This is a genomic window from Bacillus sp. SD088 (assembly GCF_017355205.1).
Classification (GTDB): domain Bacteria; phylum Bacillota; class Bacilli; order Bacillales; family Bacillaceae_C; genus Lederbergia.
Map to the genome: position 1 here is coordinate 1 of NZ_JADIJK010000004.1, position 26,501 is coordinate 26,501.

General features: G+C 38.9%; 23 protein-coding genes, 1 riboswitch and 1 other annotated feature. Of the genes, 5 read left to right on the forward strand and 18 right to left on the reverse strand.

Annotated features, from left to right (window positions below):
* Window positions 1-408 precede the first annotated feature (408 nt).
* Complete coding sequence (locus tag IPU53_RS04215; protein WP_244852444.1) at window positions 409-867, forward strand: YslB family protein; 459 nt, start codon at window positions 409-411, stop codon at window positions 865-867.
* 177 nt (window positions 868-1,044) lie between these two features.
* Here the strand turns inward: IPU53_RS04215 and IPU53_RS04220 are convergent, their stop codons facing one another.
* From IPU53_RS04220 to zapA, 12 genes are all read right to left on the reverse strand, one after another.
* Entirely contained in the window at window positions 1,045-2,280 is a 1,236-nt protein-coding gene (locus IPU53_RS04220; protein ID WP_207448150.1) for an aspartate kinase, read from the reverse strand.
* 147 nt (window positions 2,281-2,427) lie between these two features.
* Window positions 2,428-2,612: riboswitch (Lysine riboswitch) on the reverse strand.
* A 26-nt stretch (window positions 2,613-2,638) separates the two neighbouring features.
* Window positions 2,639-4,429: an excinuclease ABC subunit UvrC gene (gene uvrC, locus IPU53_RS04225; RefSeq protein WP_207448152.1), complete on the reverse strand. Its 1,791-nt coding sequence runs from the start codon at window positions 4,427-4,429 to the stop codon at window positions 2,639-2,641.
* Window positions 4,430-4,671: 242 nt separating this feature from the next.
* Entirely contained in the window at window positions 4,672-4,995 is a 324-nt protein-coding gene (gene trxA, locus IPU53_RS04230; RefSeq protein ID WP_313886443.1) for a thioredoxin, read from the reverse strand.
* A gap of 158 nt (window positions 4,996-5,153) precedes the next feature.
* Entirely contained in the window at window positions 5,154-6,137 is a 984-nt protein-coding gene (locus tag IPU53_RS04235; RefSeq protein WP_207448163.1) for an electron transfer flavoprotein subunit alpha/FixB family protein, read from the reverse strand.
* A gap of 19 nt (window positions 6,138-6,156) precedes the next feature.
* Window positions 6,157-6,921: an electron transfer flavoprotein subunit beta/FixA family protein gene (locus IPU53_RS04240; protein ID WP_207448165.1), complete on the reverse strand. Its 765-nt coding sequence runs from the start codon at window positions 6,919-6,921 to the stop codon at window positions 6,157-6,159.
* Between the two features lie 123 nt (window positions 6,922-7,044).
* Window positions 7,045-7,629 carry a TetR/AcrR family transcriptional regulator gene (locus IPU53_RS04245; protein WP_207448167.1) on the reverse strand — a complete coding sequence of 195 codons (585 nt, stop codon included), beginning with the start codon at window positions 7,627-7,629 and terminating at the stop codon, window positions 7,045-7,047.
* A 168-nt stretch (window positions 7,630-7,797) separates the two neighbouring features.
* Entirely contained in the window at window positions 7,798-9,477 is a 1,680-nt protein-coding gene (locus IPU53_RS04250) for a long-chain-fatty-acid--CoA ligase (protein WP_207448169.1), read from the reverse strand.
* Window positions 9,478-10,054: 577 nt separating this feature from the next.
* On the reverse strand, window positions 10,055-10,465 hold the full coding sequence (locus tag IPU53_RS04255) for a DUF350 domain-containing protein (RefSeq protein ID WP_207448171.1): 411 nt from the start codon (window positions 10,463-10,465) through the stop codon (window positions 10,055-10,057).
* Window positions 10,466-10,645: 180 nt separating this feature from the next.
* Complete coding sequence (locus IPU53_RS04260) at window positions 10,646-13,003, reverse strand: endonuclease MutS2 (RefSeq protein ID WP_207448173.1); 2,358 nt, start codon at window positions 13,001-13,003, stop codon at window positions 10,646-10,648.
* Window positions 13,004-13,031: 28 nt separating this feature from the next.
* Window positions 13,032-14,750, reverse strand: a complete 1,719-nt coding sequence (gene polX / locus IPU53_RS04265; RefSeq protein WP_207448175.1) for a DNA polymerase/3'-5' exonuclease PolX — start codon at window positions 14,748-14,750, stop codon at window positions 13,032-13,034.
* Between the two features lie 137 nt (window positions 14,751-14,887).
* On the reverse strand, window positions 14,888-15,430 hold the full coding sequence (locus IPU53_RS04270) for a CvpA family protein (RefSeq protein ID WP_207448177.1): 543 nt from the start codon (window positions 15,428-15,430) through the stop codon (window positions 14,888-14,890).
* 6 nt (window positions 15,431-15,436) lie between these two features.
* Window positions 15,437-15,697, reverse strand: a complete 261-nt coding sequence (gene zapA, locus IPU53_RS04275; RefSeq protein ID WP_207448179.1) for a cell division protein ZapA — start codon at window positions 15,695-15,697, stop codon at window positions 15,437-15,439.
* Between the two features lie 252 nt (window positions 15,698-15,949).
* Here zapA and rnhC point away from each other — a divergent pair, with 252 nt between their 5' ends.
* Complete coding sequence (gene rnhC / locus IPU53_RS04280; protein ID WP_207448181.1) at window positions 15,950-16,882, forward strand: ribonuclease HIII; 933 nt, start codon at window positions 15,950-15,952, stop codon at window positions 16,880-16,882.
* Window positions 16,883-16,948: 66 nt separating this feature from the next.
* Here the strand turns inward: rnhC and pheT are convergent, their stop codons facing one another.
* The 3 genes from pheT to IPU53_RS04295 form a co-directional block, all read right to left on the reverse strand.
* Window positions 16,949-19,363, reverse strand: coding sequence for a phenylalanine--tRNA ligase subunit beta (gene pheT / locus IPU53_RS04285; RefSeq protein WP_207448183.1), 2,415 nt, complete (start codon window positions 19,361-19,363; stop codon window positions 16,949-16,951).
* A gap of 18 nt (window positions 19,364-19,381) precedes the next feature.
* On the reverse strand, window positions 19,382-20,419 hold the full coding sequence (gene pheS / locus IPU53_RS04290; protein ID WP_207448185.1) for a phenylalanine--tRNA ligase subunit alpha: 1,038 nt from the start codon (window positions 20,417-20,419) through the stop codon (window positions 19,382-19,384).
* Window positions 20,420-20,822: 403 nt separating this feature from the next.
* Window positions 20,823-21,083 (reverse strand) — a binding site (T-box leader).
* A gap of 48 nt (window positions 21,084-21,131) precedes the next feature.
* Window positions 21,132-21,890, reverse strand: a complete 759-nt coding sequence (locus tag IPU53_RS04295) for a TrmH family RNA methyltransferase (protein WP_207448187.1) — start codon at window positions 21,888-21,890, stop codon at window positions 21,132-21,134.
* Between the two features lie 98 nt (window positions 21,891-21,988).
* Between IPU53_RS04295 and sspI the strand changes: the two genes are divergently transcribed.
* Both sspI and IPU53_RS04305 read left to right on the forward strand, forming a co-directional pair.
* Window positions 21,989-22,195: a small acid-soluble spore protein SspI gene (gene sspI / locus IPU53_RS04300; protein ID WP_207448189.1), complete on the forward strand. Its 207-nt coding sequence runs from the start codon at window positions 21,989-21,991 to the stop codon at window positions 22,193-22,195.
* A 161-nt stretch (window positions 22,196-22,356) separates the two neighbouring features.
* Entirely contained in the window at window positions 22,357-23,031 is a 675-nt protein-coding gene (locus IPU53_RS04305; protein ID WP_207448191.1) for a DUF421 domain-containing protein, read from the forward strand.
* Between the two features lie 425 nt (window positions 23,032-23,456).
* Here IPU53_RS04305 and IPU53_RS04310 read toward each other — a convergent pair whose 3' ends face one another.
* Window positions 23,457-24,542 (reverse strand): M42 family metallopeptidase, encoded by a 1,086-nt coding sequence (locus tag IPU53_RS04310; protein ID WP_207448193.1) that lies wholly within the window; start codon window positions 24,540-24,542, stop codon window positions 23,457-23,459.
* Between the two features lie 287 nt (window positions 24,543-24,829).
* On the reverse strand, window positions 24,830-25,321 hold the full coding sequence (locus tag IPU53_RS04315; RefSeq protein ID WP_207448195.1) for a dUTP diphosphatase: 492 nt from the start codon (window positions 25,319-25,321) through the stop codon (window positions 24,830-24,832).
* 96 nt (window positions 25,322-25,417) lie between these two features.
* On the opposite strand from IPU53_RS04315, the gene IPU53_RS04320 reads away from it, so the two are divergent.
* Window positions 25,418-25,807 carry a sigma-w pathway protein ysdB gene (locus tag IPU53_RS04320; protein WP_207448197.1) on the forward strand — a complete coding sequence of 130 codons (390 nt, stop codon included), beginning with the start codon at window positions 25,418-25,420 and terminating at the stop codon, window positions 25,805-25,807.
* Window positions 25,808-25,900: 93 nt separating this feature from the next.
* On the opposite strand, the gene IPU53_RS04325 is transcribed toward IPU53_RS04320, so the two are convergent.
* Window positions 25,901-26,494, reverse strand: coding sequence for a TVP38/TMEM64 family protein (locus IPU53_RS04325; RefSeq protein WP_207448199.1), 594 nt, complete (start codon window positions 26,492-26,494; stop codon window positions 25,901-25,903).
* Window positions 26,495-26,501: the final 7 nt, after the last annotated feature.

The following is a 26,501-nucleotide window of genomic DNA, read 5'->3' on the forward strand; positions in this document are numbered from 1 at the left end:
TAACTATAAGGTTTTTTTATGGATTTTTATAGTGACAATTGCCATTATTCATAATTTTGGCATAGTTATTCCCTCTTGACTTTTGGCTGGAAATTTAATGCAACGCTAGTGATAGTTTCCTTAACAAGAACAAAAGCGCAAGCGCCCGTTTAGCGACGTACAAACTTTTTAAGCTTCTGACAGATAAAGGAAACACGGCGAAGCATGAGCCGATGTTGACTTATCGTTAGGAAGAAGCTGAAAGTTTGCTAGTCGCTGGGCGCTGGAGCTGGATGTCAAACCGCAACGGAAGCTAGTGATCCACTAAGCTAGTATTTTATTGATTATTTTTCATTTTTTTTGCATATTTTTTCAAAATCGATTACTTTTTGTATATAATAAGAGGGAAGAAAAGAGGGAGATAGGACAGTGAAACCTTCATCAACACAAACTTTTCAAAAAGACGCAAAAACGGAAGAATTTGTCCCTTTGTTTGCTTATGAATTGCTTCGAGATATTTTAATTCCTGAGATGCTTGGAAAAGATACCAATGAAATATCTTATTGGGTTGGCAAACATATAGCTAGAACATTCCCATTGCTTTCAAATGAAGAAATTTTTTCTTTTTTTCAAGAAGCTGCATGGGGGCAATTAGAATTAGTCGAACAAAATAAAAAAGAAATGAAGCTGGAACTTACTGGTGAAATTGTTGAAAGACGATTGCTTATGCAAGATGAGCCTTCGTTCCGCTTGGAAGCCGGATTTATCGCAGAGCAAATCCAATCACAAAAAAATCTAGTTACGGAAGCATATGAAGAAATTGCAAGGAAAAAAAAGAAAGTGCTTTTTATTGTGCGATGGGATTCAAAAGATCCTGTTCAAAATTAATGCCTTCATAGATTGTTAATTTCATTGTTTACATAAGAAAAATCATTCTATTATGGTATGATCACCTTCATACGTTTGTAACAAGAGTATGCCCCAAATCAAGGCAGCTTTCTTGATTTGGGGCTATATGTTTGGCCCAATTGGCATCCTAATTAAATACGATGTTTAATTGTTCTTTTAATTTGTCGCTTCCGCTGGAGTAACACCCAAATCATATTCTTCATGCAATGTTTGGGCGGCACGTTCCATTTGCCCTTCACTCACCACAACAGAAATTTTAATTTCAGAGGTACTAACCATTTTTACTTGAATTTGATTTTTAGCAAGAATTTGGAACATTTGGGCTGCAACCCCTGGGTTCGATACCATTCCTGAGCCAACAATCGAGACTTTTGCCAACCCAGCCTCATGTTCCAAACCTTCATAACCAATAACTTGTTTATGTTGCTCCAATACTTCGATCGCATTTTCTAAATCCTTCGTTTTAATCGAAAAAGATAGGTTTGTTTTATTCGTATCTGTTTGACTTTGAATGATAATATCCACATCGATTTGATGATCAGCCAAAACAGTAAAAATAGAGGATAATCCATTTAATTCGTTACTCAATCCTAAAATGGTCAATCTTGTCATACCTTTTTCAAATGCCACACCACGTACAATCAAATTTTGCTCCATTGATACTTCCTCCTCAATTACCGTACCTTCTTCGTTTTCAGTACTTGATCGAACCTCAAGTGCTACGCCATAATTTTTCGCAAATTCAACAGCTCGTGGATGCAAAACACCTGCTCCAAGATTTGCCAGTTCAAGCATTTCATCATATGAAATAGAAGATAGCTTGCGAGCATTTGGGACAAAGCGCGGATCTGATGTATAAACACCTGTTACATCTGTACAAATCAAACAACGTTCAGCACCTATTGACGCTGCAATAGCAACCGCTGTTGTGTCTGATCCCCCTCTACCTAAAGTTGTGATTTCGCCTTCCTCGGTTACCCCTTGAAACCCAGCTGCTACCACTACCTTGCCTTCATCCAGGCGTTTTTGCAGCATGGTTGCTTTAACATCCAAAATCCTAGCGTTTGAATGGATATTTTCGGTCACAATGCCAGCTTGCCAGCCTGTTAAGGAAATGGCTTCGACTCCTTTACTCGTTAATGCCATCGTTAGAAGCGAAATAGATACCTGTTCACCCGTCGTAAGAAGCATGTCCATTTCCCGTTGAGCTGGTTTATCTGTAATCTGCTCTGCAAGTGAAAGTAATTGATCCGTTGTTTTTCCCATTGCTGACACAACGGCTACAACATTTTTCCCTTGTTTGCGAATCTCAATAATTCGATTCGCAGCATTTTTAATTTTGTCTGTCGTGCTCAATGAAGAGCCACCAAATTTAATCACAATTGTCTCCATTAACCAATCTTCCTTTCTCCATGGGCACCCTTGATCGAAGCAATAAAAATCGTAAGTCTATAATGCCTATTTTTCCACATAAAAAAGCAATGAGCGATTATCCTCATTGCTTGTGAATTTGACTTCTTATCAAAACTTCAGATCACAACATGGGATAGCTCTCCAAAATAGTTTTCACCATTTTGACAATCCTACATTTCTTAAACGTAGAACCAGCAGAAAAAATAACGGTTATTTTTCCACTTCGGCAAATCTTTCCTTTCAGAACTCTTCTAGGAAGACCGTACTTCTCCAAGCTCTTACTCTTAAAGATCTGCACCTCTATCTTCTTTTTAAAATTTCCTCTAGTATAGCACTACTATTCTTTCTTTTCAACTTGATTTTGCAAACTTTCTTTTAATAATGCTGCTGTTTTAGATGGTAAGCCAATTTGAATAAATTCCTCTACACTCGCTTCTTTCATTTTTTTTAGTGAGCCAAAATGACGATGCAGTCGTTTTTTCCTTTCTGGACCAATCCCCTCTACCTCATCCAATACCGATTGGAAAGCAGATTTCCCACGTAATTGGCGATGGAATGTAATCGCGAAACGGTGCACCTCATCTTGAATTCTTTGTAATAAATAAAATTCTTGTGAATTTCTTCCTAATGGAATAACCTCTAGAGGATCTCCGTATAGTAACTGGGAAGTTCGATGCTTATCATCTTTGGCAAGTCCAGCAATAGGAATATCAACATTTAATTCATTTTCCAAAATATCTCTTACCGCCTCAATCTGTCCCTTGCCCCCATCAATTAATATAAGATCCGGCAAAGGCAATCCTTCACGCAGGACTCTCGTATATCTTCTCTTTACAACTTCTCGCATTGATTCATAATCATCTGGTCCTTGCACGGTTTTAATTTTATATTTACGATATTCTTTTTTCGCCGGTTTTCCGTTAATAAAAACAACGAGGGCAGATACAGGAGAAGTCCCTTGTATATTGGAGTTATCAAAGGATTCGATCCTGAAGGGAGTATAAATGCCCATTGCTTCCCCAAGCTTTTCAATTGCAAGAACAGTTCGCTCCTCATCTTTTTCAATAAGAGAAAATTTCTCATTTAGCGCCATATGGGCATTTTTCGTTGCAAGATTTACAAGCTCCTTCTTCTGTCCTTTTTTCGGCTGTAACACCTTTACGTTCAGGAGCTGTTCAGCTAATTCTCGATCAGCATTTTCCGGAATCAAAATCTCCCTAGGTTTAAAGTGATTAGGCTGAGAATAAAATTGCCCCATAAAAGTAAGGAATTCTTCTTCCTGCTCACCATAAATAGGGAAAATGGAGACATCCCGTTCAATCAGTTTCCCTTGTCTCACAAAGAACACTTGGACACACATCCAGCCTTTATCAATCGTATACCCAAACACATCTCGATTGATAAAATCAGCTGACATCATGGTTTGTTTCTCGATTGTGGCCTCGATACTAGAAATTTGATCACGATACTCTTTTGCTCGTTCAAATTCTAATTTTTCCGCTGCCTCTTCCATTTTTTGTTGCAAATCGGTCTTTATTTCTTTATAACCACCATTTAAAAATTTAGTAATCTCACTCGTTATGTTTTTATACATCTCCTGTGCGACGTCATTTACACAAGGTGCTAAGCATTGCCCAAGGTGATAATATAAACACACTCGATCAGGTAGGCTTTGACATTTTCGCAAAGGATAAAGGCGATCAAGCAATTTCTTTGTTTCATTTGCAGCTTGTGCATTGGGGTAGGGACCGAAATATTTCCCTTTATCTTTTTTTACTTTACGAGTAATAATGAGGCGGGGGTGCCGTTCATTTGTTATTTTAATATAAGGATAGCTTTTATCATCCTTCAACATGATATTATATTTTGGATCATGTTTCTTAATCAAATTCATTTCTAAAATTAAAGCTTCGATATTAGAAGCGGTCATAATATACTCAAAATCTTCAATCTCATTCACAAGACGCTGCGTTTTTGTATCATGCGAGCCTGTGAAATAAGATCGCACTCGATTTTTTAAAACTTTCGCTTTTCCAACATAGATGATGGTGCCTTGCCGATCTTTCATTAAATAACAACCAGGTTGGTCTGGGAGAAGCTCTAATTTATTTTTAATATGATCATTCATCCCCTGTCCTCCTCTCTCTCCGATCAAGAAAAGCGCAAGGCGCCCGCCTATCGGCGACAAGCAAATGTTCTGAGACAAAGAAAGGCGTTCTTTGCCTTTCAGTGGCTCAGGTTATTTGACCTCGAGCCGATGGCGCCTGGAGCTAGACAACGAAGCTCAAAATCATAACTTATCCACAAGCTACAATTTTATAATTTCCTAAACGGTAAAAAATCCGGACACTGGGCCCGGACTTTTTTTGATTAAATATGTTTATTTAAAAATTCTTCCAATGCCTCTTTAGGTTGGAAGCCTACTGTTTTATCTACTTCTTCTCCATCTTTAAAAACAAGCATTGTTGGAATACTCATGACACCATATTTACCCGCAGTTTCTTGATTATCATCTACATTGAGTTTGACAATCCTTACTTTCCCATCAAGTTCGCCATCCAATTCTTCCAATACAGGAGCAATCATTTTACATGGGCCACACCATGGTGCCCAAAAATCAACCAATACTACGCCTTCGCTAATTTCGGAGGCAAAGTTTTCATCTGTTACATGCGAAATAGCCATTTCATACACCCTCCTTATACATTCAAAACTTAAAGTCAGTATATCATTAGAAAGATGTACTTGCGAATTTTTTGCTTCATACTTTTTCTCTTTAATATATGAATAAAAACACCCAGCCGGCTAAAGTTGTTCACATCTTCTTTTAGAAAGCCTAATTTGAATTTGTTCTAACTTCCATTAGCCGCCTTTATTTTTTGGAATTCTTCGGTGAGAAGGGGAACTACTTCAAATAAATCTCCGACAATGCCGTAATCTGCCACTTGGAAGATATTAGCCTCGGGGTCTTTATTGATGGCCACAATTACCTTTGAGTTGGACATCCCAGCTAAATGTTGAATTGCACCAGAAATTCCACATGCTATATATAAATCAGGTGTGACAACCTTTCCCGTCTGGCCAATTTGCAGGGAGTAATCACAGTAATCGGCATCACATGCCCCACGAGAGGCTCCTACAGCTCCGCCAAGAACATTGGCCAATTCTTGTAATGGTTTGAACCCATCCGCACTTTTGACACCACGCCCTCCTGCCACAACAACTTTTGCTTCTGACAGGTCCACCCCTTCACTCGCTTTTCTAATGACTTCTTTGATTGTCATCCTTAGATTTATCACTTCTACATCAATTGCTGTTACCGCCCCCGTACGATTATCATCTTTTTCAATTGCCTCAATATTATTTGGGCGAATCGTAAAAAAGAGAAAATCCTCTACCAGATTTTTCCTTTCAAATGCCTTCCCAGAATAAATAGGTCGGATGAAAGTCCATTGGTCATCAACCTTCTCAATCGCGGTAATATCTGAAATAAGCCCGACACTTAGCCTGTTTGCAATTTTTGGGGAAAGATCTTTTCCTAATGCTGTGTGACCCATAATTAAAGCATCTGGCTGTTCCTTTTCTATCGCTGTAAGTAAGGATTGGGAATATCCGTCAGCAGTATACTGTTTTAATAGATCACTTTCAATGGTAATGACTCGGTCTGCCCCATGAGCAATAAGTTCTTGACTATAGGCCTGCACAGAGTCTCCTATCAGCAGCGCAATAATCTCTTCACCTTCTGCAACCAGTTTTCCCGCAGCAAGCGCTTCAAAGGAGACATTGCGCAAGACCCCTTCTCGTAATTCAGCTAATACGAAAACTTTTTTTCCCAAGTTTACTCCCTCCCAGCTTTTATAATACTTTTGTTAATAATGTTCCAAGCTCCTTCACTTGGTCTTTCAGCTCCCCTTGTAAAATTCGTCCCTCATCTTTTTTCGGTGGCAAAAATATTTCAATTGTTTCCGTTTTCATTTGTACATCTGCTTCTTCCAAATCTAAATCATCTAATTCTAGCTCATCCAAAGGTTTCTTTTTCGCTTTCATTATCCCTGGTAGGGACGGATAGCGCGGATCATTTAAGCCTTGTTGGGCCGTAACTAGTAAAGGCAACTTAGTCTCAATGATTTCTGAGTCCCCTTCTACATCTTTTGTCACCGTAACATTTTCGCCTTCTATCGTTAACTTCGTAATCGTCGTGATATAGGGGATATCCAAAATATCAGCTACACGAGGACCAATCTGACCTGAGCCGCCATCAATCGCCACATTTCCAGCTAATATTAGATCTACCTCTTTGTCCTTTAAAAATTCTCCAACGATTGTACTGATTGAAAAAGCATCTGTCTCTTCTAAATCATCCGCAATATTAATAAGGGTGGCCCGATCAGCTCCCATTGCGAGGGCTGTTCTTAATTGCTTTTCAGCGTCCTCATCTCCTACAGTCACAATGTTTACTTCTCCACCATGCGCATCTCTTACTCGAATCGCCTCTTCGATGGCATATTCATCATAAGGGTTAATAATGAATTCAGCATCATCTTCCATAATTCGGCCTTCTGAAATTGTAAGTCTTTCTTCCGTATCAAACGTTCTTTTTAATAAGACAAAGATATTCATGTCTACTTCGGCCTCCTTTTTTATCGTAACGGAAGTGTAGATCCGCTTGAAAAATTAAGAGAAAATAAGAGTGAAAGAATTCTACTTATCCAATATAATGTTCATATCGCGCTCATTGATTTCTTAATGTTGCTTACAACCCTGCAATAATAATTCATGGACTTGAGGTGCAAGTGAAACAAGATCATATTTTTGCTCATTCATCACCCATGTCGTCACGGTTTCATCCATCGTGCCAAAAATCATTTGTCTTACAAGCCTTAAATTTTGCTGACTAGCAAACTCTTGGTTTTCTTGCCCATGGCAAATAATATGATCAATTATCCGCAAATAGTCTTTCAGCACTTCATTTATTCTTTTTCTTAATGCCTTATTGGATTGTCTTAATTCTAGTTGAGTAACAGTAGCAAGATGGCGATCATTCGATAAAATATTGAAATGATTTTCGATAAGCACAAATAATTTTTCAGAAGCTGTCTCTTTAGATTGGATCGCTTCTTCCATCTTTTCAATGAATAATCCCATTTTTTCACGGAAAACGGAAATCAATATATCCTCCTTATTTTCAAAATAAAGATAAATTGTTCCGTCCGCTACTCCCGCTTGTTTTGCAATCTTAGAAACTTGTGATTGATGATAGCCGTTTTCTGCAATGACCGTTACAGCTGCATCAATGATCTGTTTATATTTCGGTTTATTTCTTTTCAATGTCTTCACCTTTTCTAATAGTTAAATGAATGATTATTCATTCATATTCCTATAATAGTAACTGGCTCACATTCTGTCAAATCGTATCATACGCCAACTTAGGCCTTAAACACTACAAGAGAGCCAGATGCTGACTCTCTTTATGCGGCTTTATCTACATTTCTCCTCCTACTGTACCTTTTTTCTTTCCTCCTCTATTAAGCTCCTACGTAAGATTTTCCCGACGGCTGTTTTAGGTAACTCTTTACGGAATTCATAGATCTTTGGTACTTTGTAAGTCGCGATAAATTTTTTTGCATATTCATCTAATTCTTCCTCAGTTACTGTTGCTCCTTCCTTTAAAACCACATAAGCTTTTACTGTCTCCCCTCTGTATGGGTCAGGTATACCCGCTACAACGAGTTCTTGGATCGCTGGATGCTCATATAAAACCTCTTCAATTTCCCTCGGATAAATATTATATCCACCTGCAATAATCATGTCTTTTTTACGATCAACGACGAAAAAATAGCCGTCTTTATTCATATATCCCATATCTCCTGTCAATAGCCAACCATCCTTCAACGTTTCCGCAGTATCTTCCGGGCGGTTCCAATATCCTTTCATAACTTGGGGCCCTTTGACCGCAATTTCTCCAATTTGTCCATATAGAGCCTCTTCTCCCGTTTCCGCTGAAACAATCTTAGCATCGGTATCTGGCCATGGAACACCAATACTCCCCTTCACATTTTCCTGCCCCCAGATAAAATTGGCATGGGTAACAGGCGAAGACTCTGTTAATCCGTATCCCTCCACTAGCCTTCCGCCAGTAACTTCTTCAAATTTCTGTTGAACTTCAACTGGAAGCGGCGCAGACCCACTTATACAAGCTTCTATCGAAGAAAGATCATATTTATGACGATCTGAATCATTTAGTAAGCCAATATAGATTGTTGGCGCTCCCGGAAAAATTGTTGGCTTCTGCTTATGAATTGTTTTAAGTGTTGTTTTCACATCAAATTTCGGTAACAAAACCATTTTATACGCTTGCATGATCGATAAAATTAGTACGGTTGTCATCCCATAAACATGAAAAAAAGGCAGAACACCAAGGATGGTTTCTTCAGCTGGTTTCGCTTTATATATCCAAGCTTGACAAGCTGTGGCATTGGCGATTAAATTCTTATGAGTCAGCATGACTCCTTTTGGATATCCAGTTGTTCCACCTGTGTATTGGAGAAGTGCTAAATCATTTTCACAATCAAAATCGAGTTCAATCTCTGCGAATGAGCCATCTTCTAGCACTTTGTTGAACAGATGTGTATTCCCCTCATGATTCAATTGAATGGAAATTCCTGTATCTTTTTTCTGGATAAACGGATAGATAAGGTTTTTTGGGAATGGTAGATAGTCACTGATAGCGGTTACAACGATGTGTTCAAGCTTCGTTTGTTTGATTACCTTGGAAATGCGCGGATATAAAATATCAAGAGCGATGATGATCCTTGCACCGGAGTCCTTCATTTGGTATTCAATTTCGCGTTCTTTGTAGAGCGGGTTCGTTTGGACAACAACTGCACCTGTCAATAGACTTGCATAATAGCTAATTACGTATTGTGGACAGTTCGGTAACATAATGGCAATTCGATCGCCTTTCTTTACACCTATTTCTTTCAGGTAATTGGCCATTTTAAGAACACTTTCATATAATTCCTGATACGTCATTTCCTTTCCCATAAAATGAATAGCGACTTTCTTGGGAAAATTTCTGGCTGTATCGATTAAATATGATTGCACTGTTCTTGGTTCATATTTCAGTTTTGTTGGGATGGATTTAGGGTACATTTTCAACCAAGGCCTACTTTCCATACAACCCCTCCTGTTTTTTCAATGAAACTTTAACCAACCTCCAATAGGAAGAAAAGCTAAGTTCGCGACGCCCTGTCGTTTCATCTGATTCGTACATCCTCTACGCCGCAACGTCTTTCTGACCCTGTTGCCCTTCGTACAAATCTTCCTTCAGTATAGTATATTGCAGCCTAACGTACAAATGATTATCTTTTAAGAAAAGCGCAAGCGCCCGTTTAGCGACGTACAAACTTTTTAGGGGCCTGACGAGATAAAGGAAACACAGTGAGCCTGATAAGGCGAGCTGATGTTGACTTATCGTAGGAAGGCACCGAAAGTTTGCTAATCGCTGGGCGCTGGAGCTGGATCAAGCATTAGCCAAAATTTATACTTTCTTATCTTTTAAGAAAAAAGCGTGTCTCAAAGTAATTCTTAGTACTTTGAGACACGCTTCTATCCCGCATTAACGGAAAGTGATACCCACTGATTGAAGTTCCACTTTATAGACGAACAATATAGATAACGCCAAGTATGAAGAAGATCGCGCCTATCACTAACAGCACCTTAGCCAATTTCTCCACCTAATTAACCCCACCCTTTATTGAATGTTTGCACCAATAATGTAGGAAAGCCCAATCGAGATGACCATCGAAATAAAGCCGACTGATCGATTGTCATTTTCAATCTCTACATCGATTTGAAATTTCGGTGTTAAAAATTCAAAAATAAAATAACCTGTTAACAATAAAAAGAAGCCAAAAACTCCCCAACCGATCATCACAAATAATGTGTCATGATGAAGAATCGAATGCCTAAAAATATTGGCGATCCCGAAGATCTTTCCTCCAGTCGCCATCGCAACGGAAATATTTCCATTCTTAATTTCTTCCCAATTTTTATACTTTGTTACGATTTCAAATATAAACAAGAATAGGACCATACAAAGAACAGAGACCGTGTAATAGCCTGCTGTTTGCACTACCGAATTTTCCCAAAATGAAGTCGCCATCCATCCATCCCCTCCTTACAGAAACCGCAATTGCCTGATCTATGACCGGAACCAGTTACGCTTCAAGCACTGCCTTCCATATTTCTTACAAGATACTGTAAATATTATGCTAGAACATTCGTCCCCCTTCGTCTCACGCTTTTAAGGTCAGGGGACTAACTGCCAGTTAATCTGGAAAAACTATTTGAACTCGACTACTGTCACACCACTTCCTCCTTCACCTGCTTCTCCCAATCGTATACGTTTCACGGAGCGAAGTTGTTTCAAATAATCGGTAATTCCTTTCCGTAAAGCTCCTGTTCCTTTTCCGTGGATGATGGATACACGTGGATAGCTAGCCAATAAAGCATCATCAATATATTTCTCTACTTTGAGTAAAGCATCTTCCATTCGTTCACCGCGCAAATCCAATTCCAAACCAACATGATGATCTCGGCCTTTTATAGTAGCCATTGGCTTTGTTTCTTTCTTTTGCTCAGTTTGGACAAACTCTAAATCGTTCTCTTGTACTTTCATTTTCATAATCCCTATTTGTACGTTCCATTCTTTGTCTGCCACTTTTTCAATCAAATGCCCTTTTTGTCCAAGACTCGTTACTTTCACTTCGTCTCCCCGCTGCAATTCAACAGTTTTCTTTTTCTTACGTCCCTTTCCTGCTTGGGCATTCATTGAAGGCAAGGCGTTCTCTAATCGATGTCTTGCTTCAATCAATTCATGTTCCTTTACTTGGCTCGCACTCTGTAAGCGAAGCTGTCTTAATTCTTTCATGACCTCTTCAGCTTCTGCCTTTGCTTTCTCAACCACATTCGCTGCTTTATTTTCAGCACGCTCATACATTTCTTGTTTTCTTTCATAAAACTCGATCATTTGCTTTTGCATATCTTGGTGAAGCTTTTCTGTAGCTTTTAAATATTCATGTGCTTGTTTATAATCTTCTTCTGCATCATGACGACTCTTCTCTAAGGAAGCAATCATATTTTCCACTTCATTGCTTTCTGCATTTATTAATGTTTTTGCATTTTGAATCGTTCCTTCTGAGAGGCCTAAACGTCTGGATATTTCAAAAGCATTACTTCGTCCAGGAACACCGATCAATAATCTGTAAGTCGGCCGCAATGTTTCAACATCAAACTCCACACTCGCGTTGATTGCACCTGGTCGATTGTATCCATACGCCTTTAGCTCTGGATAGTGAGTCGTAGCTATTACATGGGCGCCACGTTGATAGACTTCATCAAGAATGGAAATAGCCAGCGCAGCACCTTCTTGTGGATCTGTTCCTGCACCTAACTCATCAAATAAAACAAGACAATCATGTTCTACTTTTTGTAAAATATCGACAATATTCACCATATGCGATGAAAACGTACTAAGACTTTGCTCAATGGATTGCTCATCCCCAATATCAGCAAATACCTCTGCAAATACAGCGATTTCCGAGCCTTCTGCGGTCGGGATAGGCAGACCTGCTTGCGCCATTAGTGTTAGTAGCCCCACTGTTTTAAGTGTGATCGTTTTACCGCCGGTGTTGGGTCCAGTAATGACCATTGTCGTATATTCGCCGCCAAATTCAATATCGTTTGCCACAGCTTCCTCTATCTTTAATAAGGGATGGCGAGCTTGAAATAATCGGATCATTCCCTTTTGGTTAATCACTGGTTTTGTCGCTTTTATATCTTTTCCAAATCGGGCTTTCGCGAATATAAAATCTAAATCACTCAATACTTGAACAATTTGTTGTAACCCTTCCGCCACTTCCGCGACATGACCTGATAACTGAACAAGGATTTTCTCGATTTCTTGTCTTTCCTTTAACTGTAGCTCTTTTAGTGAGTTATTTAGATCCACAACGGCCTGTGGTTCAATAAATAAGGTTTGCCCTGAAGCTGATTGATCATGGACAATCCCGCCATAATGAGAGCGATATTCCTGTTTTACCGGAATCACATAACGATCATTTCTAATGGTCACAATCGCATCAGACAGCATTTTCTGCGCATTTTGACCGCGGGTAAAACCTTCTAATTTTCCTCGGATACTTCCCTCAGTTCTCCGTAACTGTTGGCGTAAACTTCTTAAAGTTTGACTTGCGGAATCAAGTATTTCCCCAGCTTCATCAACTGCATTTTTTATCATTTTTTCTAGTTCGCTTAAAGGAATAATCCGTTCAGCTTTTTCTGCTAAAATCGGAATTTCCACCTCATTTTCAAGCAATTCCTCAATAAAATGTTTCATAGCTCGAGAAGCATGAACCGTACTTGCAATATGCATCAACTCTAAAGGATTAAGCACACCGCCGATCACTGATCTTTTTACATGTGGCTTAATATTAAAAATCCCGTCTAAAGGAGCATGGCCTTTTAAGCGAAGAACATGGACGGCCTCATCTGTCTCTGCTTGCCTTTGAACAACCTCTTCAAAGGAGCTGATCGGACGCAAATCTCTTACTCTTTCTACTCCCAGCACAGAGGATGCATGATCTTCTAATTGTGTTAAAATTTTATCAAATTCTAATGTCTTTAATATCTTTTTATTCATGGAGCATGACTCCCCTTTACTTTTCACTCTACTTATTTCTTCTTAAAAATTGTAGCAAATCCTCTTGTGACAATGCATTTAGGACAGAAGAAGCTGGAAGCCAACCTTTCCGAGCAGACGATATCCCTACCTTCATATATTCAAGATTTTCTTTATTGTGGGCATCTGTATTAATCGCTATTTTGACCCCTGCTTTATGTGCCATGCGAATGTTGGCGGCAGATAGATCAAGACGTGCTGGATTGGCATTTAATTCAAGTGCTGTATTCGTTTGTTTCGCAAGCTCGATCAACAACGACATATCCACATCATAGCCATCCCGTCTTCCAATCAAGCGTCCTGTCGGATGAGCGATGATATCAACGTATGGATTTTCCATTGCATTTTTGAGTCGTTCCATGATTTTATCTTGTGGCTGCGAAAAGCTCGAATGAATAGAGGCAATAACCAAATCTAACTCTGCTAATAAATCATCTTGATAATTTAGACTTCCATCTGGCAATATATCCATTTCTATCCCATTTAAAATCATAATATCATTATACTTCTCATTTATGTTTCGAATTTCCTCCATTTGGCTCCTTAATCGATCAGCTGTAAGGCCATTTGCCACTTTAAGAAACTCGGAGTGATCTGTGATGGCCATATACTGATAGCCTTTTCTTCGACATGCCTCGACCATCTCTTCTATCGAGTAGGCGCCATCTGACCAAGTCGTATGCATGTGTAGATCACCTTTTATATCGTCAAGTTCAATAAATGCAGCATCCGAATGATACTCATCTATCTCCTTGCCATCCTCTCTAATCTCAGGAGGAATGAAAGGCAATTGAAAATGATGATAGAGCTCGGCTTCTGAAGAAAAAGTCTGGACTTCCCCCGTCTCCGTATTCTCTACTCCGTATTCACTAATTTTTTCATTCTGCTCTTTTGCGCGGTGGCGCATCCGGATATTATGATCCTTTGAACCAGTAAAATGATGCAATGCAGAAGCAAACTCCCTTGGTTGTACAATTCGAAAATCAACAGAAACTTTGTATTGTCCCGATAAAATAACCGTGATCTTCGTATCACCACTAGCTGTTGCATCTTGCACACCTGGCATTGTTAACAGCGCTGCCTTCACAGCTTGACTGTCCTCAGTCGCTATAACAAAATCTAGATCTTTTATTGTTTCTCTCATTCGGCGCAAGCTACCCGCACGGGAAAACTCAACAACTTCCTGCACTCCCTGTAAATAGTGTTCAATGCTTTCTGTAATGGGGAGCATATAAGCAATCGGTAGCCGGTCAGGTTGACTGCCCACCTCTGCAATCGATTCTAAGATTCTCTCTTGGGACTTTTTTCCAAACCCTTTTAAAGCCGCAACTTGATTATCTTCACAAACTGCTTGTAAAGATTCGATATCGATAACGCCCAGTTCTTGATATAGTCGCGAAATCTTTTTTCCGCCAAGTCCTGGCAACTGTAAAAGAGGGATTAACCCTTTTGGAACTTCTGCCTGCAATTGTGATAAAACAGTAGAATACCCTAGTGATATATATTCTTCTATTACAGCTTCTGTTCCTTTTCCAATTCCAGACAACTCTGAGAAACTGGTGATTTCAGTGAGACTGCGGTCATCTGCTTCCAATGCAAACGCTGCCTTCCGAAAAGCCGAAATTTTAAAAGGATTCTCTCCTTTTAATTCCATATATATAGCAATCTGCTCAAGTAAACGAATTATATCTTTTTTATTTATTTTCATATTTATCACCAACCACTCAACATTCTTCCTTAACATATTCTATCAAAATGCTTGTAAAAAGAAAAACTTCCCTTGCAAAAAGAGAAGTTAACAGAGCACCCATTATAAACATGTTTTTCTTATCATGTTTGCATATTCTAACTCTGCACAAAGTCAAGCCACCATTTTTTGATTTCAGCCGAAAAATAAGGTGTATGCTTTAAAATTAGTTCAGATAAGGCAGAACCCTCTAGGGAGTTTTGAATAAAAGCCATTGGAACTAATGCGGCAATGTACAGGAGGATAAATATCAATAAATACATCTCAATTATCCCTAAAACGCCACCTGCTGTAATATTTAGCCATTTAATTATGGGCAAACTAGCAACAATGTCTAAGGCAGACCCAATGATGCCTAACACGATTCTTGTCGCAATGAAAATAATTACAAACGCAATCGCCCGATAAAAAGCTTCGTCGAAATTAGAGCCATCTAAAAACATACTAAAACCATTATCCGAACCAAAATCAGGATACGGGATCCAAAGTCTTAATTTTGGAGCAATTGTATCATAATACAAATAGGCTACTATGAAAGAAACAACAAAGCCGATCATATGAATTAATTGTAAAATGAAACCTCTCTTTACTCCTATAATAAAACCTGCTATTAAAAACACGATTAAAGCCAAATCTAACATAATTGGTCATTCCTTTATACGATTAAGTTCTTGCAGTATTCGTTCATACTCCTCTTGCAATTTCATATATTCATGAACTGAATTGACTGCCGTTAGTACTGCTAAAGTCTCTGTATTCAAATTAGGATTAATCGAGTTGATTTCATTCATTTTTTCATCGACAATTTCTGCAACGTCCTTCATATGATCTGGGGATTCTGTTCCTGTGATGGTATATTGTTTTCCATGAATTACAACAGAAACTCTTATTTTCTCTTGATCAGACATTTCTTTCCCCTCATTTCGATAAAAAATCCTACAACATATCATATCATGAATGAAAACAGATGGGAATAAGAAAAAATACAAGCCACCTGGAGAAGAACAATTTCTGGTTTGGCAGTGATTTCTCTATAACCTTTTTGCCTGTCCACTATCATTCTCATCCCCATTCTTCTATTTTCACATTTCTTTGTGTTAAACTAAATTAGAACTTACCATATATTTCTTGTCGATATTCTAAAATTAGGAAGTGATCGGTTGGCGAATACAGTAATTCAGGTAACCCCATCTGAAATGGAAAAGATGAAGAATTATTACAATCAATATTTAAAAGCAAACAATCCGCCTGGCAGTGTCTTTTCTGCTAAAAAGCAAGGTTGTACCATTACCGCCTACCGCTCTGGAAAAGTCATGTTCCAAGGAGCCGAGAATGAAACAGAAGCCAAGCAATGGGGAGGGGCACTTCCAAAAAAGAAAACAGTTCCGTCTAAAAAGAAATCATCCGGTAATCCTCTGCCAGCCAATATTTCTTCTTTATCTGTGATTGGCTCTGATGAGGTTGGAAAAGGTGACTTTTTTGGACCCATGACTGTTGTGGCAGCGTATGTGAAAGAAGAGCAAATCTCTATGGTCAAAGAATTAGGTGTGCAAGATTCCAAAAATCTTACAGATACAGAAATTGTCAGGATTGCCAAGGATTTATTAACGTTCTTGCCCTATAGTCTTTTAACATTACCAAATGAAAAATATAATCAACTTCAGTCTTCCGGTATGACACAAGGGAAGATCACAGCTAGATTACATAATAAAGCCTTGAATTCTGTACTAAAAAAAATAGAACCTGAAAAACCAGATGCGATTCTGATCGATCAATTTGCCGAAGCTCCGATCTACTATCGCCATCTACAGGGGGTAGCAGAGATTTGTCGTGAGAATGTTTATTTTAGTACGAAAGCAGAAAGTATTCATCTTTCCGTTGCGGCTGCCTCCATTTTAGCACGTTACGCTTTCTTAAAGGCCATGGATCAATTAAGTCAAAAAGCGGGTTTTAAGCTGACAAAAGGAGCGGGTCCTAAAGTAGACCAGGATGCCGCTTGTTTGATCAAATCCCATGGTTTAGAGGCGCTTAATGAGTTTACGAAAATGCACTTTGCCAACACAAATAAAGCGAGAAAAATTGCGAAAGTCTAGATGCAAAAAAAGGTAGAAATCACTCGATAGCCGAGTCGTTTCTACCTTTTTTATTGCAGTGAGATTCTACCCTCTAAGTTCTGCTCCCACTTTATCTTTTACTGCTCTTAATACTTTTTCATGTGCTTTCACTACTTCTTCATCTGTTAAAGTTCTTTCAGGATCCGCATAAGTTAATGAGAAAGCAATTGATTTTTTCCCTTTACTCATATGCTCTCCTTCATATAGATCAAACACTTTGATCGATTTCAGGAGTTTTCCACCTGCTTCATGGATGATTTTCTCCAATGTTCCAGCTGTCACAGGCGTATCGACAACAAGCGCAATATCTCTTGAAATCGACGGGAATTTAGGGATTGTTACATATTTTAATTCCGGTAATTCATAGTGGAAGATCGGTTCAGCTTTAATTTCAAATACATACGTGTCTTTTAGATCCCATGCGTTTTCCATTGTTGGATGTAGTTCCCCAACGAAACCGATCACTTTACCGCCAAGGAGCATTTCCGCGGTTCTTCCCGGATGCATTCCATCTATTTTCGCTGCACGCCATTCCACCTTGCCCGCTAGACCCATTCTCTCAAAAAGACCTTCTAAAATTCCTTTCGCTACATAAAAATCAACTGGTTTCTTTTCACCTTGCCAAGCATTTTCTACCCATAAACCAGTTAATGCACCTGCAATATGCTCCTGTTCATCAGGTTGTTCATTCTGACCATTATCTAGAAAAATCGATCCTATTTCATAAAAAGCAACTGTTTCCCGTTGCCGAGCAATATTGTAGGAGAGAGAATCTACTAATTGCGGAATAATACTCATTCGTAAACAACTATGCTCTTCACTCATTGGCATCGCGAGTTTCACAGGCTTTCGTGTTTCAAGCGCAAACTGAGCGGATTTTTCTTCAGAAGTTAAAGAATAGGTGATTGTTTGATAAAGCCCCGCCCCCTCAAGGAAATCCCTGGCTGATCGGCGTTTTTCCTGTCCTTTCGTTAATCCACCAGAAGTAGCAGCGCCTTTCGGCAAAGTCTTTGGTAAGAGATCATAGCCATAAAGACGGGCCACTTCTTCAATTAAATCTTCTTCAATCGAAATATCACCACGTCGAGGTGGTGCAGTCACCGTAAAAATACCATTTTCGACTGAAGCCGCAAACTGCAATCTCTTGAAAATTGATATGACCTCAGACTCGGTAATCTCCGTTCCTAGGACGCGATTTATTTTTTCCAATGTGATCGCAAGCGTGACAGGTTTAATCGTTAAATGATCATCTTCCATTCGTCCTTCTAACACGTCTCCTCCTGCAAGTTCTGCCATTAACTTAGCAGCTCTTTCCGCTGCTGGACGAACGCGAGTAGGATCCACACCTTTTTCATATCGGGTACTAGCTTCACTTCTTAGGCCATGATGTTTAGAAGTTGCTCGAACCGGTGCGCCGGTAAAATAAGCTGATTCAAGCAAAACAGTCGTCGTTTCATTACTTACTTCTGAGTCCTCCCCACCCATGACTCCTGCTAAAGCAATAGGAACAGATCCATTCGTAATCACCATCTGCTCACTTGTAAGCGTTCGTTCCACACCATCAAGTGTCACTAATTTTTCTCCTTCTTGAGCGAATCTAACAACGACCTCTTTCGAACCCAATTTATCATAATCAAAAGCATGGAGCGGCTGACCATATTCTAATAAAATATAATTGGTAATATCGACAACATTATTATGGGGACGAATGCCCGCAGACATAAGACGTGTTTGCATCCATAATGGAGAAGGGCCGATTTTCACATTACGAATCACCTTGGCTGTATATAGGGGGTTTCCCTCGCTTGCCTCAACCTTAACCGAAATATAATCTTCTGCCTTTTCTGAGGAGTGCTCTACCTCTGTTTCTGGTAATGCAATTTCCCGAGCAAGGATGGCGGCTGTTTCATAGGCGACCCCTAGCATACTAAGCGCATCTGCACGATTCGGAGTAAGATCAAGTTCTAACACCTTATCATCTAAGTTCAGTAGTGCTAAGGCATCTGCTCCGACTTCTACCTCATCAGAAAATACAAAGATTCCCTCTGCAAAATCCTTAGAAACTAACTTTCCTTCTATCCCTAATTCTTGCAGAGAACAGATCATGCCATTTGACACTTCGCCTCGCAATTTCGCTTTTTTAATTTTAAAATTACCTGGAAGAACAGCCCCCACCTTCGCAACAGCTACTTTCTGACCTTTTGCAACATTAGGAGCTCCACAAATAATTTGAACGGGTTCCTCTTCACCTACATCTACTGTGCATTTATTTAATTTATCCGCTTCTGGATGTTTTTCGCATTCAAGTACATGGCCAACAACAACATTTTTTACGCCTGCACTTTTTTGTTCCACACCATCTACTTCAATTCCACTTCTCGTAATTTTTTCCGCTAATTCAGTTGCGGATACTCCTGCAAGATCGACATATTCCTGCAGCCATTTATAAGAAACTAGCATGTTTTTATCCTCCTACCCTTATTCTTGCACCGAAAATTGTTGTAAGAAACGAACATCATTTGTATAGAAATGCCGAATATCATCAATGCCATATTTCAGCATCGCAATCCGTTCAGGACCCATTCCAAAGGCGAAGCCGGTATATTTTTCCGGATCAAAGCCAGACATTCGAAGAACATTCGGATGAACCATTCCGGCCCCTAATATTTCAATCCAACCCGTTTGTTTACAAATTCGGCAGCCAGAGCCCCCACAGATTTTGCAGGAAATATCCATTTCTACTGATGGTTCTGTGAAAGGAAAGAAGCTAGGCCGAAGACGTATTTCACGATCTGCACCAAACATTTTCTTAGCAAAAACATCTAGTGTTCCCTTTAAATCCGCCATTGTGATATTCTCATTTACAACAAGCCCTTCGATTTGGGTAAACTGATGGGAATGGGTTGCATCATCATTATCTCGCCGATACACTTTACCAGGGCAAATAATTTTGATTGGTCCTTTTCCATTGTGTTTTTCCATCGTACGTGCTTGAACTGGTGATGTCTGTGTCCGCATCAGTACTTCTTCTGTGATATAGAAAGTATCCTGCATATCTCGAGCCGGATGCCCCTTTGGTAAATTAAGTGCCTCAAAATTATAATAATCTTTTTCCACTTCTGGACCTTCTGCTACTTGATACCCCATGCCGATAAACAAATCCTCAATTTCCTCAATGATTTTGGTTAATGGATGGCGGCTACCGGTTTTGGCAGGTCTCCCAGGCAATGTGACATCAATTGTTTCAGCTTCCAACTTTTTTTGTACGGTAGCCTTTTCTAAGTCATTTCGTTTTTCTGTAATCACTTCTGATATATTTTCTCTAATCGTGTTCGCTAAAGCGCCAATTTTCGGCCGCTCTTCAGCCGATAATTTACCCATTCCGCGTAAAACCTCTGTAATTGGGCCCTTTTTTCCAAGATACGATACACGAAGGTCATTAAGTTCTTTTAAATTGGATGAACTTTTAATTTTTTCTAGTGCTTCAGCTTTCAGTTCTTGTAACCTTTCTCTCACTTTGCAAATCCTCCTTTGATTTTTTCTAAAACAAGAAAAGCGTAAGGCGCCCGCCTATCGGCGACAAGCAAATGTTCTGAGACAATGAAAGGCGTTCTTTGCCTTTCATTGGCTCAGGTTATTTGACCTCGAGCCGATGGCGCCTGGAGCTAGACACCAACCGCAATGTAAACAGTTATCCACAAGCGACATTTTTATAGTTTCCTAAGCAATAAGAAAAGCGCAAGGCTCCCGCTAACATGTAATTGTTCTAGGACAAAGAAAGTCGTTATTTGCCTTTCATTTTCCCAGGTTATTAAGCAGAACATCGGCAAAGTTCACATCCTGCCGCTTCGGGTACAATCTGTACGTCGCAACACCGATGGCGCCTGCAGCTAAAACAATAAAAAAACCTCATCCCTAAAAAAGGGACGAGGTTTGTCGTCGCGGTACCACCCTTATAAACATGCTAAGCATGTTCACTTCATTCTGATAACGGCAATGCCGATGTATCTTTACGTAATGTTGTTCAAAAAGAAATGGCAACTTTTTAAACGTTATAAAACGGTCCTGATACCGACTCGGGAGGTGAACTTCATTTGGTTTTAGCAAAAAATGCTTTCAGTCAAGGCATTTTCTTCCTGCTTGCTTCCGCCAAATTACTTTTCTCCGTCGACGTCTTTCGCTTATTTAGATAATCACATTATAGCTGTTTCCCTTTATGAATTCAAACCTATTTTCTTAAATGGTATAACAAAATGCCAGTAGCAATGGAAACATTGAGCGATTCACTGTGGCCATAAATTGGAATATATAAATTTTTATCCGTTTTTTCCAGAATTTCTTTTGAAACACCTGCTCCTTCATTTCCAACAACAAGAGCAAAAGATTCTGTTGGTGCTACTGTTTGAAAGTTCACTGCTTTTTCTAATGCTGTGCCATAAACCGGAACTTCGTTTTGCTGTACCTGCTTTAACCACTCCAGCAAATTTCCGGACTCAATTGTAAGATGGAAATGACTACCCTGTGTCGAACGAATCACTTTCGGATTATAAAGATCTCCAGTACCCTCTCCGAGAATCACCACATCTACACCCACTGCATCTGCCGTCCGGATGATCGTGCCAATATTTCCAGGATCTTGCACACCATCCATTAAAAGGAAACGGGAATGTTTAGTAAAGTCAGCTTTTGTAATTCTTTTTTTGCATACAGCAAATATCCCTTGAGGGGCCTTTGTATCGGAAATTTGTTCACTTACTTCTTTTGAAATTAAAACAACCGGAATTTTTTGATCATCCGTTTTCCATTCATGGGCAAATTCTTTCCCCTCTTGAATAATCACTTCAACAATCTCATTGGTTTTGGATGCTTCCTGAACTAAATGTTCACCTTCAATCAAATAAGTCCCTGTTTGATCGCGAAATTTCTTCAAAAGTAATTTTTTCCACAACTTTACTTTTTCATTTTTTGTCGACTGTATATATTCCATCGCTTTCAAGCCTTTCCAAGGTTTCTTTGTTCATTATACATATTACAGCTCATTTGAGAAAAACTAAACATCAATATCTAATAAAAGGAGCTATAACCATGGATTTAAACTTACGTAAAGCAGTTCTTCATAATGTTTCAAATAATGATCAAGCTCAATTAAAAGACACAATTGTCGATGCGATTCAACGTGGAGAAGAGAAAATGTTGCCAGGGCTAGGAGTACTATTTGAAGTTATTTGGGAAAATGCCGATACTCAAGAGCAGAATATGATGCTTGAAACATTAGAACAAGGGTTAAAATAACATCGATCAAACGGATGTTGACCTGGATCCTAGGGGGTGAAATTCTCTTAATAGGGTTCAGGTTTTTCATTTGTCAAAAAACAGGTCCTCTCACCTGATTGAAAACCAACTAAAACGGGTAATTCCTTTTTAAATAGGTCTTCAACACAGGAGGAACCGTTATGGATACAAGTATCACATTAAAGGTTATTTGTGGATTAGTGATCTTATTGCTGATCATTCGTCTTTTAGGAAAAAAAGAATTGTCTCAATTCACTCCATTTGATTTTGTTTATTTATTAGTCATTGGTGGCTTCCTAGAGGAATCTGTTTATGATAAAAAGGTCAGCGTCTGGGAAGTCCTTTACACGATTATCTTATGGGCTATCCTTATTTTCATTATTGAAATGATTGTCCGAAAATTTGATAAGCTAAAACCAATCATCAAAGGAGAACCCTCTATTATCGTGAATGATGGCGAACTAAATGTTAAAGCACTTAGAAAAAATAAATTAGAATCTGAACAACTCAGGACTATGCTCCGTCAGCAAGGAGTGTTTTCCATAAAAGAATTGAAATATGCGATCTTAGAGACAAATGGTCAATTAAGTGTCATGACAAATGAAGACCAATCTCCTGTAACAGCAAAAATGTTAAATCTTCATCCAAGTAAAGCTACCTTATCCCATTTACTAATTGACGAAGGAAAAATAAAAGAAAAAACCCTTACTTCCATTAAAAAAGATAAAAAGTGGTTAATGGAGCACTTAAAAAAAGAGGGCTTTAGTAATTGCAAGGAAATTTATTATGCCGAATGGTCAAAAGAGCATGGATTTACGATCAAAACTAATCCTTAACTTTATGTGAACAAAAGCGCAAGCGCCTTGATCAGCCCCGACAAGCAAATGTTCCTGAACCTAGGAAGGGGCTTTTTCCCTTCATAGGTTCAGGGTTATTTGACCTCGAGGGGCTAGGCGCTGGAGCTGGATGTCAAACCGCAACGCAAACAGTTATCCACAAGCGACAATTTTATAGTTTCCTTAACAAGAACAAAAGCGCAAGCGCCTGTTTAGAGACGTACAAACTTTTTAAGCTTCTGACGAGATAAAGGATACACGGCGAAGAATGAGCCGATGTTGACTTATCGTAGGAAGAAGCTGAAAGTTTGCTAGTCGCTGGGCGCTGGAGCTAGACGAGAAACCCAAAATTACAACTTATCCACAAGCCACAATTTTATAATTTCCTAAGCCACGAGAAAAAAACCCGCTAGTGCGGGTTTTTCTTATTCATACGTAATTTTATCAACCGTATCTCGATCCAAACGCTTGATCACTTCTGTAATCAGCTTCACAGCATTTTCAAAATCATCGCGGTGAAGAATACCCGCGTGGGAATGGATATACCGAGTAGCAATCGTCATCGCTATGGAAGGAGCCCCTTCTGCAGCTAGATGAATCGAACCAGCATCTGTTCCACCACCTGGAATCGCATCAAATTGATAAGGAATATTTAATTCATCTGCTACACCTGTAATCAATTCACGAAGACCTTTATGGGAAACCATTGAAGCATCATAAAGAATAATTTGCGGTCCATCTCCCATCTTTGATTGTGCTTCTTTTTCCGAGATTCCCGGTGTATCTCCAGCAATCCCAACATCAACCGCAATCGCGATATCTGGCTGAATTTTATTGGCCGCTGTTTTAGCACCGCGTAACCCTACTTCTTCTTGAACAGTTCCTACCCCATAGACGATATTTTGATGGTCCACATCCTGGAGATTTTTTAGTACATCGATCGCAATCGCACAGCCAATTCGATTATCCCAAGCCTTAGCAAGAAGCATTTTTTCATTATTCATCACAGTAAACTCAAAGTATGGAACCACCATATCACCTGGCCGGACGCCCCATTCGACTGCTTCCTCTTTATTAGAAGCACCAATATCAATAAACATATCTTTAATATCAACTGGTTTTTTCCGTGCTTCTGCTGGTAATATATGAGGTGGCTTTGACCCGATGACTCCAGTAATATCACCTTTTGAGGTAACAATTGTCACACGCTGCGCAAGCATGACTTGTGACCACCAGCCACCTACAGTTTGAAAACGCAGAAATCCTTTTTCATCGATTTGTGTAATCATAAAACCAACTTCATCTAAATGGCCAGATATCATAATTTTCGGCCCATTCTCCGCTCCCGATTTTTTTGCGATTAAACTGCCTAATCCATCGGACTCCACTTCATCTGCATAAGGAGTTATGTATTGCTTCATCACTTCTCTTGGCTCTTTTTCATTCCCTGGGATTCCCTTAGCATCCGTTAAGTCCTTTAACATCGTCAACGTCTCATCTAACTTTGTCAAATTGATCCCTCCTTCACAAATTTGAAACTATTTACATTATAATAAAAAAGAAAGTTGGAATGCTACTAATGAGTGTTCAAAAAGGAGGATAAAAAGGACCAGATCGGCTAAAAGCGCTGACGTCCTGTCAGCAACGCCGACACTAGTACATCCTGTACGTCGAAAGTTCAAGGCGGCGTAGTTTCGAGCAGCGGAATGTATGCTTTTAAAATACATGAGCAACGGAGAAACAAGCCAACGAAGAAATTCACAGTGTCATTTTTACCGGACTTTTTGAACATCAGCTACTAATACCCCTCTTCCTGGCGTTTATAATTCACCTCATTTTTCTCTTTATAAGCTTGCTGGGTATCATCAATTGTAAATCCAAGAGATTGTCCTAAAATAAAATATTGACGTAATAATTCTTCAAAATCATCGAGTGAACGTGATTGTCTTAGCTCACCAACTTGATTGTAAACCTTTAAAAAGCTTGTTACTAAATCTTCATTCCCTTCAGAAGAGACAACGGAAAAGGAGTTTTCAGCAAAGCCTAATTCTAACCCTAAGGAAAGAATAAAATGGATGCCATCTACATATTCCTCCAAAATCACTTCACTATCTGAAGCTGGTTTTTTACTCCAAAATTTAAAACATCTTGTTTCATTTGCTAACTCGCCTATTTCCACTAGTAAGGCTAAGATCTTTTCATCAAATAAAGACCGATCTTGTAAACCATGCTCCTCTTCAATGTATTGATCTAATTGTCGTTGCATTTCAAACCATTCTTTCATTTTCATTGTAGAATCCCTCCTAAAAAAATTATAACAAATAATGAAACTTTTTAAATACTCATTCGTATAGCCATATTAGATTAACCGATTGGAGGTTGCGTCATGTTTATTCTGCTAAGGATCGTGATTTTCGCCCTTATTATCTACCTGATTTATAAAATCATTAAATTTATATTAGATCCTAAACGTAAACTTGAAACCGCACATGAACAAAAAAAGTACTTTTTCTATGACGTACCTGACAATACTAGAAAAAATTTCCTCATTACATTGAAAGGTGTCATGTTTGAAGGTGAAAAATATCTCGGTACTACCGATCGTTCCTTCGAAGTAGTTTCTATATTCGTCTGGCCGCGAAACACCGACTTGCTACAAGGGCTATCGTATGAAGACTTTCGATTTATCGAACATGAAATAGAACTACGTTACCCAGATAGCACAATCGATTGGAAAAGTCCGATTAAAGAGCTTATGGAGAAAAACAAACAATAACCTCCATGCACATAGCTAATTCCTTAAGGGTCTACGGAAAAAATCAATTTACGATTTTTTCCGTAGACCCTTCCCTCTTCGTCCATGTTTCTCTTACGAGCAAACATTTTTTGTCTTTTGTTGTTTCGAAAAAAATTCATTCCAAGCAACAGTTGACATTTTTTCTCGTAAAATATACACCAATGCGAGCAAAGCCAATAAAATAATGACACTAATCGTTGGCGTAAAATGAGTGATAAACTCACCAAATACAGTGTAAAAAAAAGCCAATGGAAGATTTGTTGCAAAGGCTCCTCTCATAAAACCTTTAAAGTCGGGCCTTCTCTCTAACAGACAAAGATTTAATAAATGATAATGAAAAAAGGGAATCAATCGGAGTATCGCGATTTGTCCCACCGTCATCTTAGCATAGCGACCAAACCATTTATTTTTAATCTTCAACAGTTTTTCATAGGTACTGGGCATTTTTCGAATACAGAAATAAAATAAGGCCGATAAAATAAGTAAACCGGTCATAGAAAAAACCGTTCCTAATACACTTCCAAATAATATTCCACCTACCATACACACCATGATAACGGGTATAAAAATAAATTGACGAATCACATGGAAAAAAATGAAGATGATAGGAGCTAATGTACCTGTTCCTTGCACAAATGTCAGCATGATCACTAATTGTTCATTCAATTTGATC

Bases quoted from the DNA above. Each gene is read 5' to 3' on its own strand.
- uvrC (WP_207448152.1), bottom strand. From the start codon at position 4,429: ATGAATGATCATATTAAAAATAAATTAGAGCTTCTCCCAGACCAACCT.
- IPU53_RS04260 (WP_207448173.1), bottom strand. From the start codon at position 13,003: ATGAATAAAAAGATATTAAAGACATTAGAATTTGATAAAATTTTAACA.
- sspI (WP_207448189.1), top strand. From the start codon at position 21,989: ATGGATTTAAACTTACGTAAAGCAGTTCTTCATAATGTTTCAAATAAT.
- IPU53_RS04250 (WP_207448169.1), bottom strand. From the start codon at position 9,477: ATGGAAAGTAGGCCTTGGTTGAAAATGTACCCTAAATCCATCCCAACA.
- zapA (WP_207448179.1), bottom strand. From the start codon at position 15,697: ATGTCTGATCAAGAGAAAATAAGAGTTTCTGTTGTAATTCATGGAAAA.
- IPU53_RS04240 (WP_207448165.1), bottom strand. From the start codon at position 6,921: ATGAATATCTTTGTCTTATTAAAAAGAACGTTTGATACGGAAGAAAGA.
- polX (WP_207448175.1), bottom strand. From the start codon at position 14,750: ATGAAAATAAATAAAAAAGATATAATTCGTTTACTTGAGCAGATTGCT.
- IPU53_RS04270 (WP_207448177.1), bottom strand. From the start codon at position 15,430: ATGTTAGATTTGGCTTTAATCGTGTTTTTAATAGCAGGTTTTATTATA.
- IPU53_RS04315 (WP_207448195.1), bottom strand. From the start codon at position 25,321: ATGAAAATGAAAGAATGGTTTGAAATGCAACGACAATTAGATCAATAC.
- IPU53_RS04255 (WP_207448171.1), bottom strand. From the start codon at position 10,465: ATGGCGACTTCATTTTGGGAAAATTCGGTAGTGCAAACAGCAGGCTAT.
- IPU53_RS04220 (WP_207448150.1), bottom strand. From the start codon at position 2,280: ATGGAGACAATTGTGATTAAATTTGGTGGCTCTTCATTGAGCACGACA.
- IPU53_RS04295 (WP_207448187.1), bottom strand. From the start codon at position 21,890: ATGGAATATATACAGTCGACAAAAAATGAAAAAGTAAAGTTGTGGAAA.
- pheT (WP_207448183.1), bottom strand. From the start codon at position 19,363: ATGCTAGTTTCTTATAAATGGCTGCAGGAATATGTCGATCTTGCAGGA.
- IPU53_RS04305 (WP_207448191.1), top strand. From the start codon at position 22,357: ATGGATACAAGTATCACATTAAAGGTTATTTGTGGATTAGTGATCTTA.
- IPU53_RS04320 (WP_207448197.1), top strand. From the start codon at position 25,418: ATGTTTATTCTGCTAAGGATCGTGATTTTCGCCCTTATTATCTACCTG.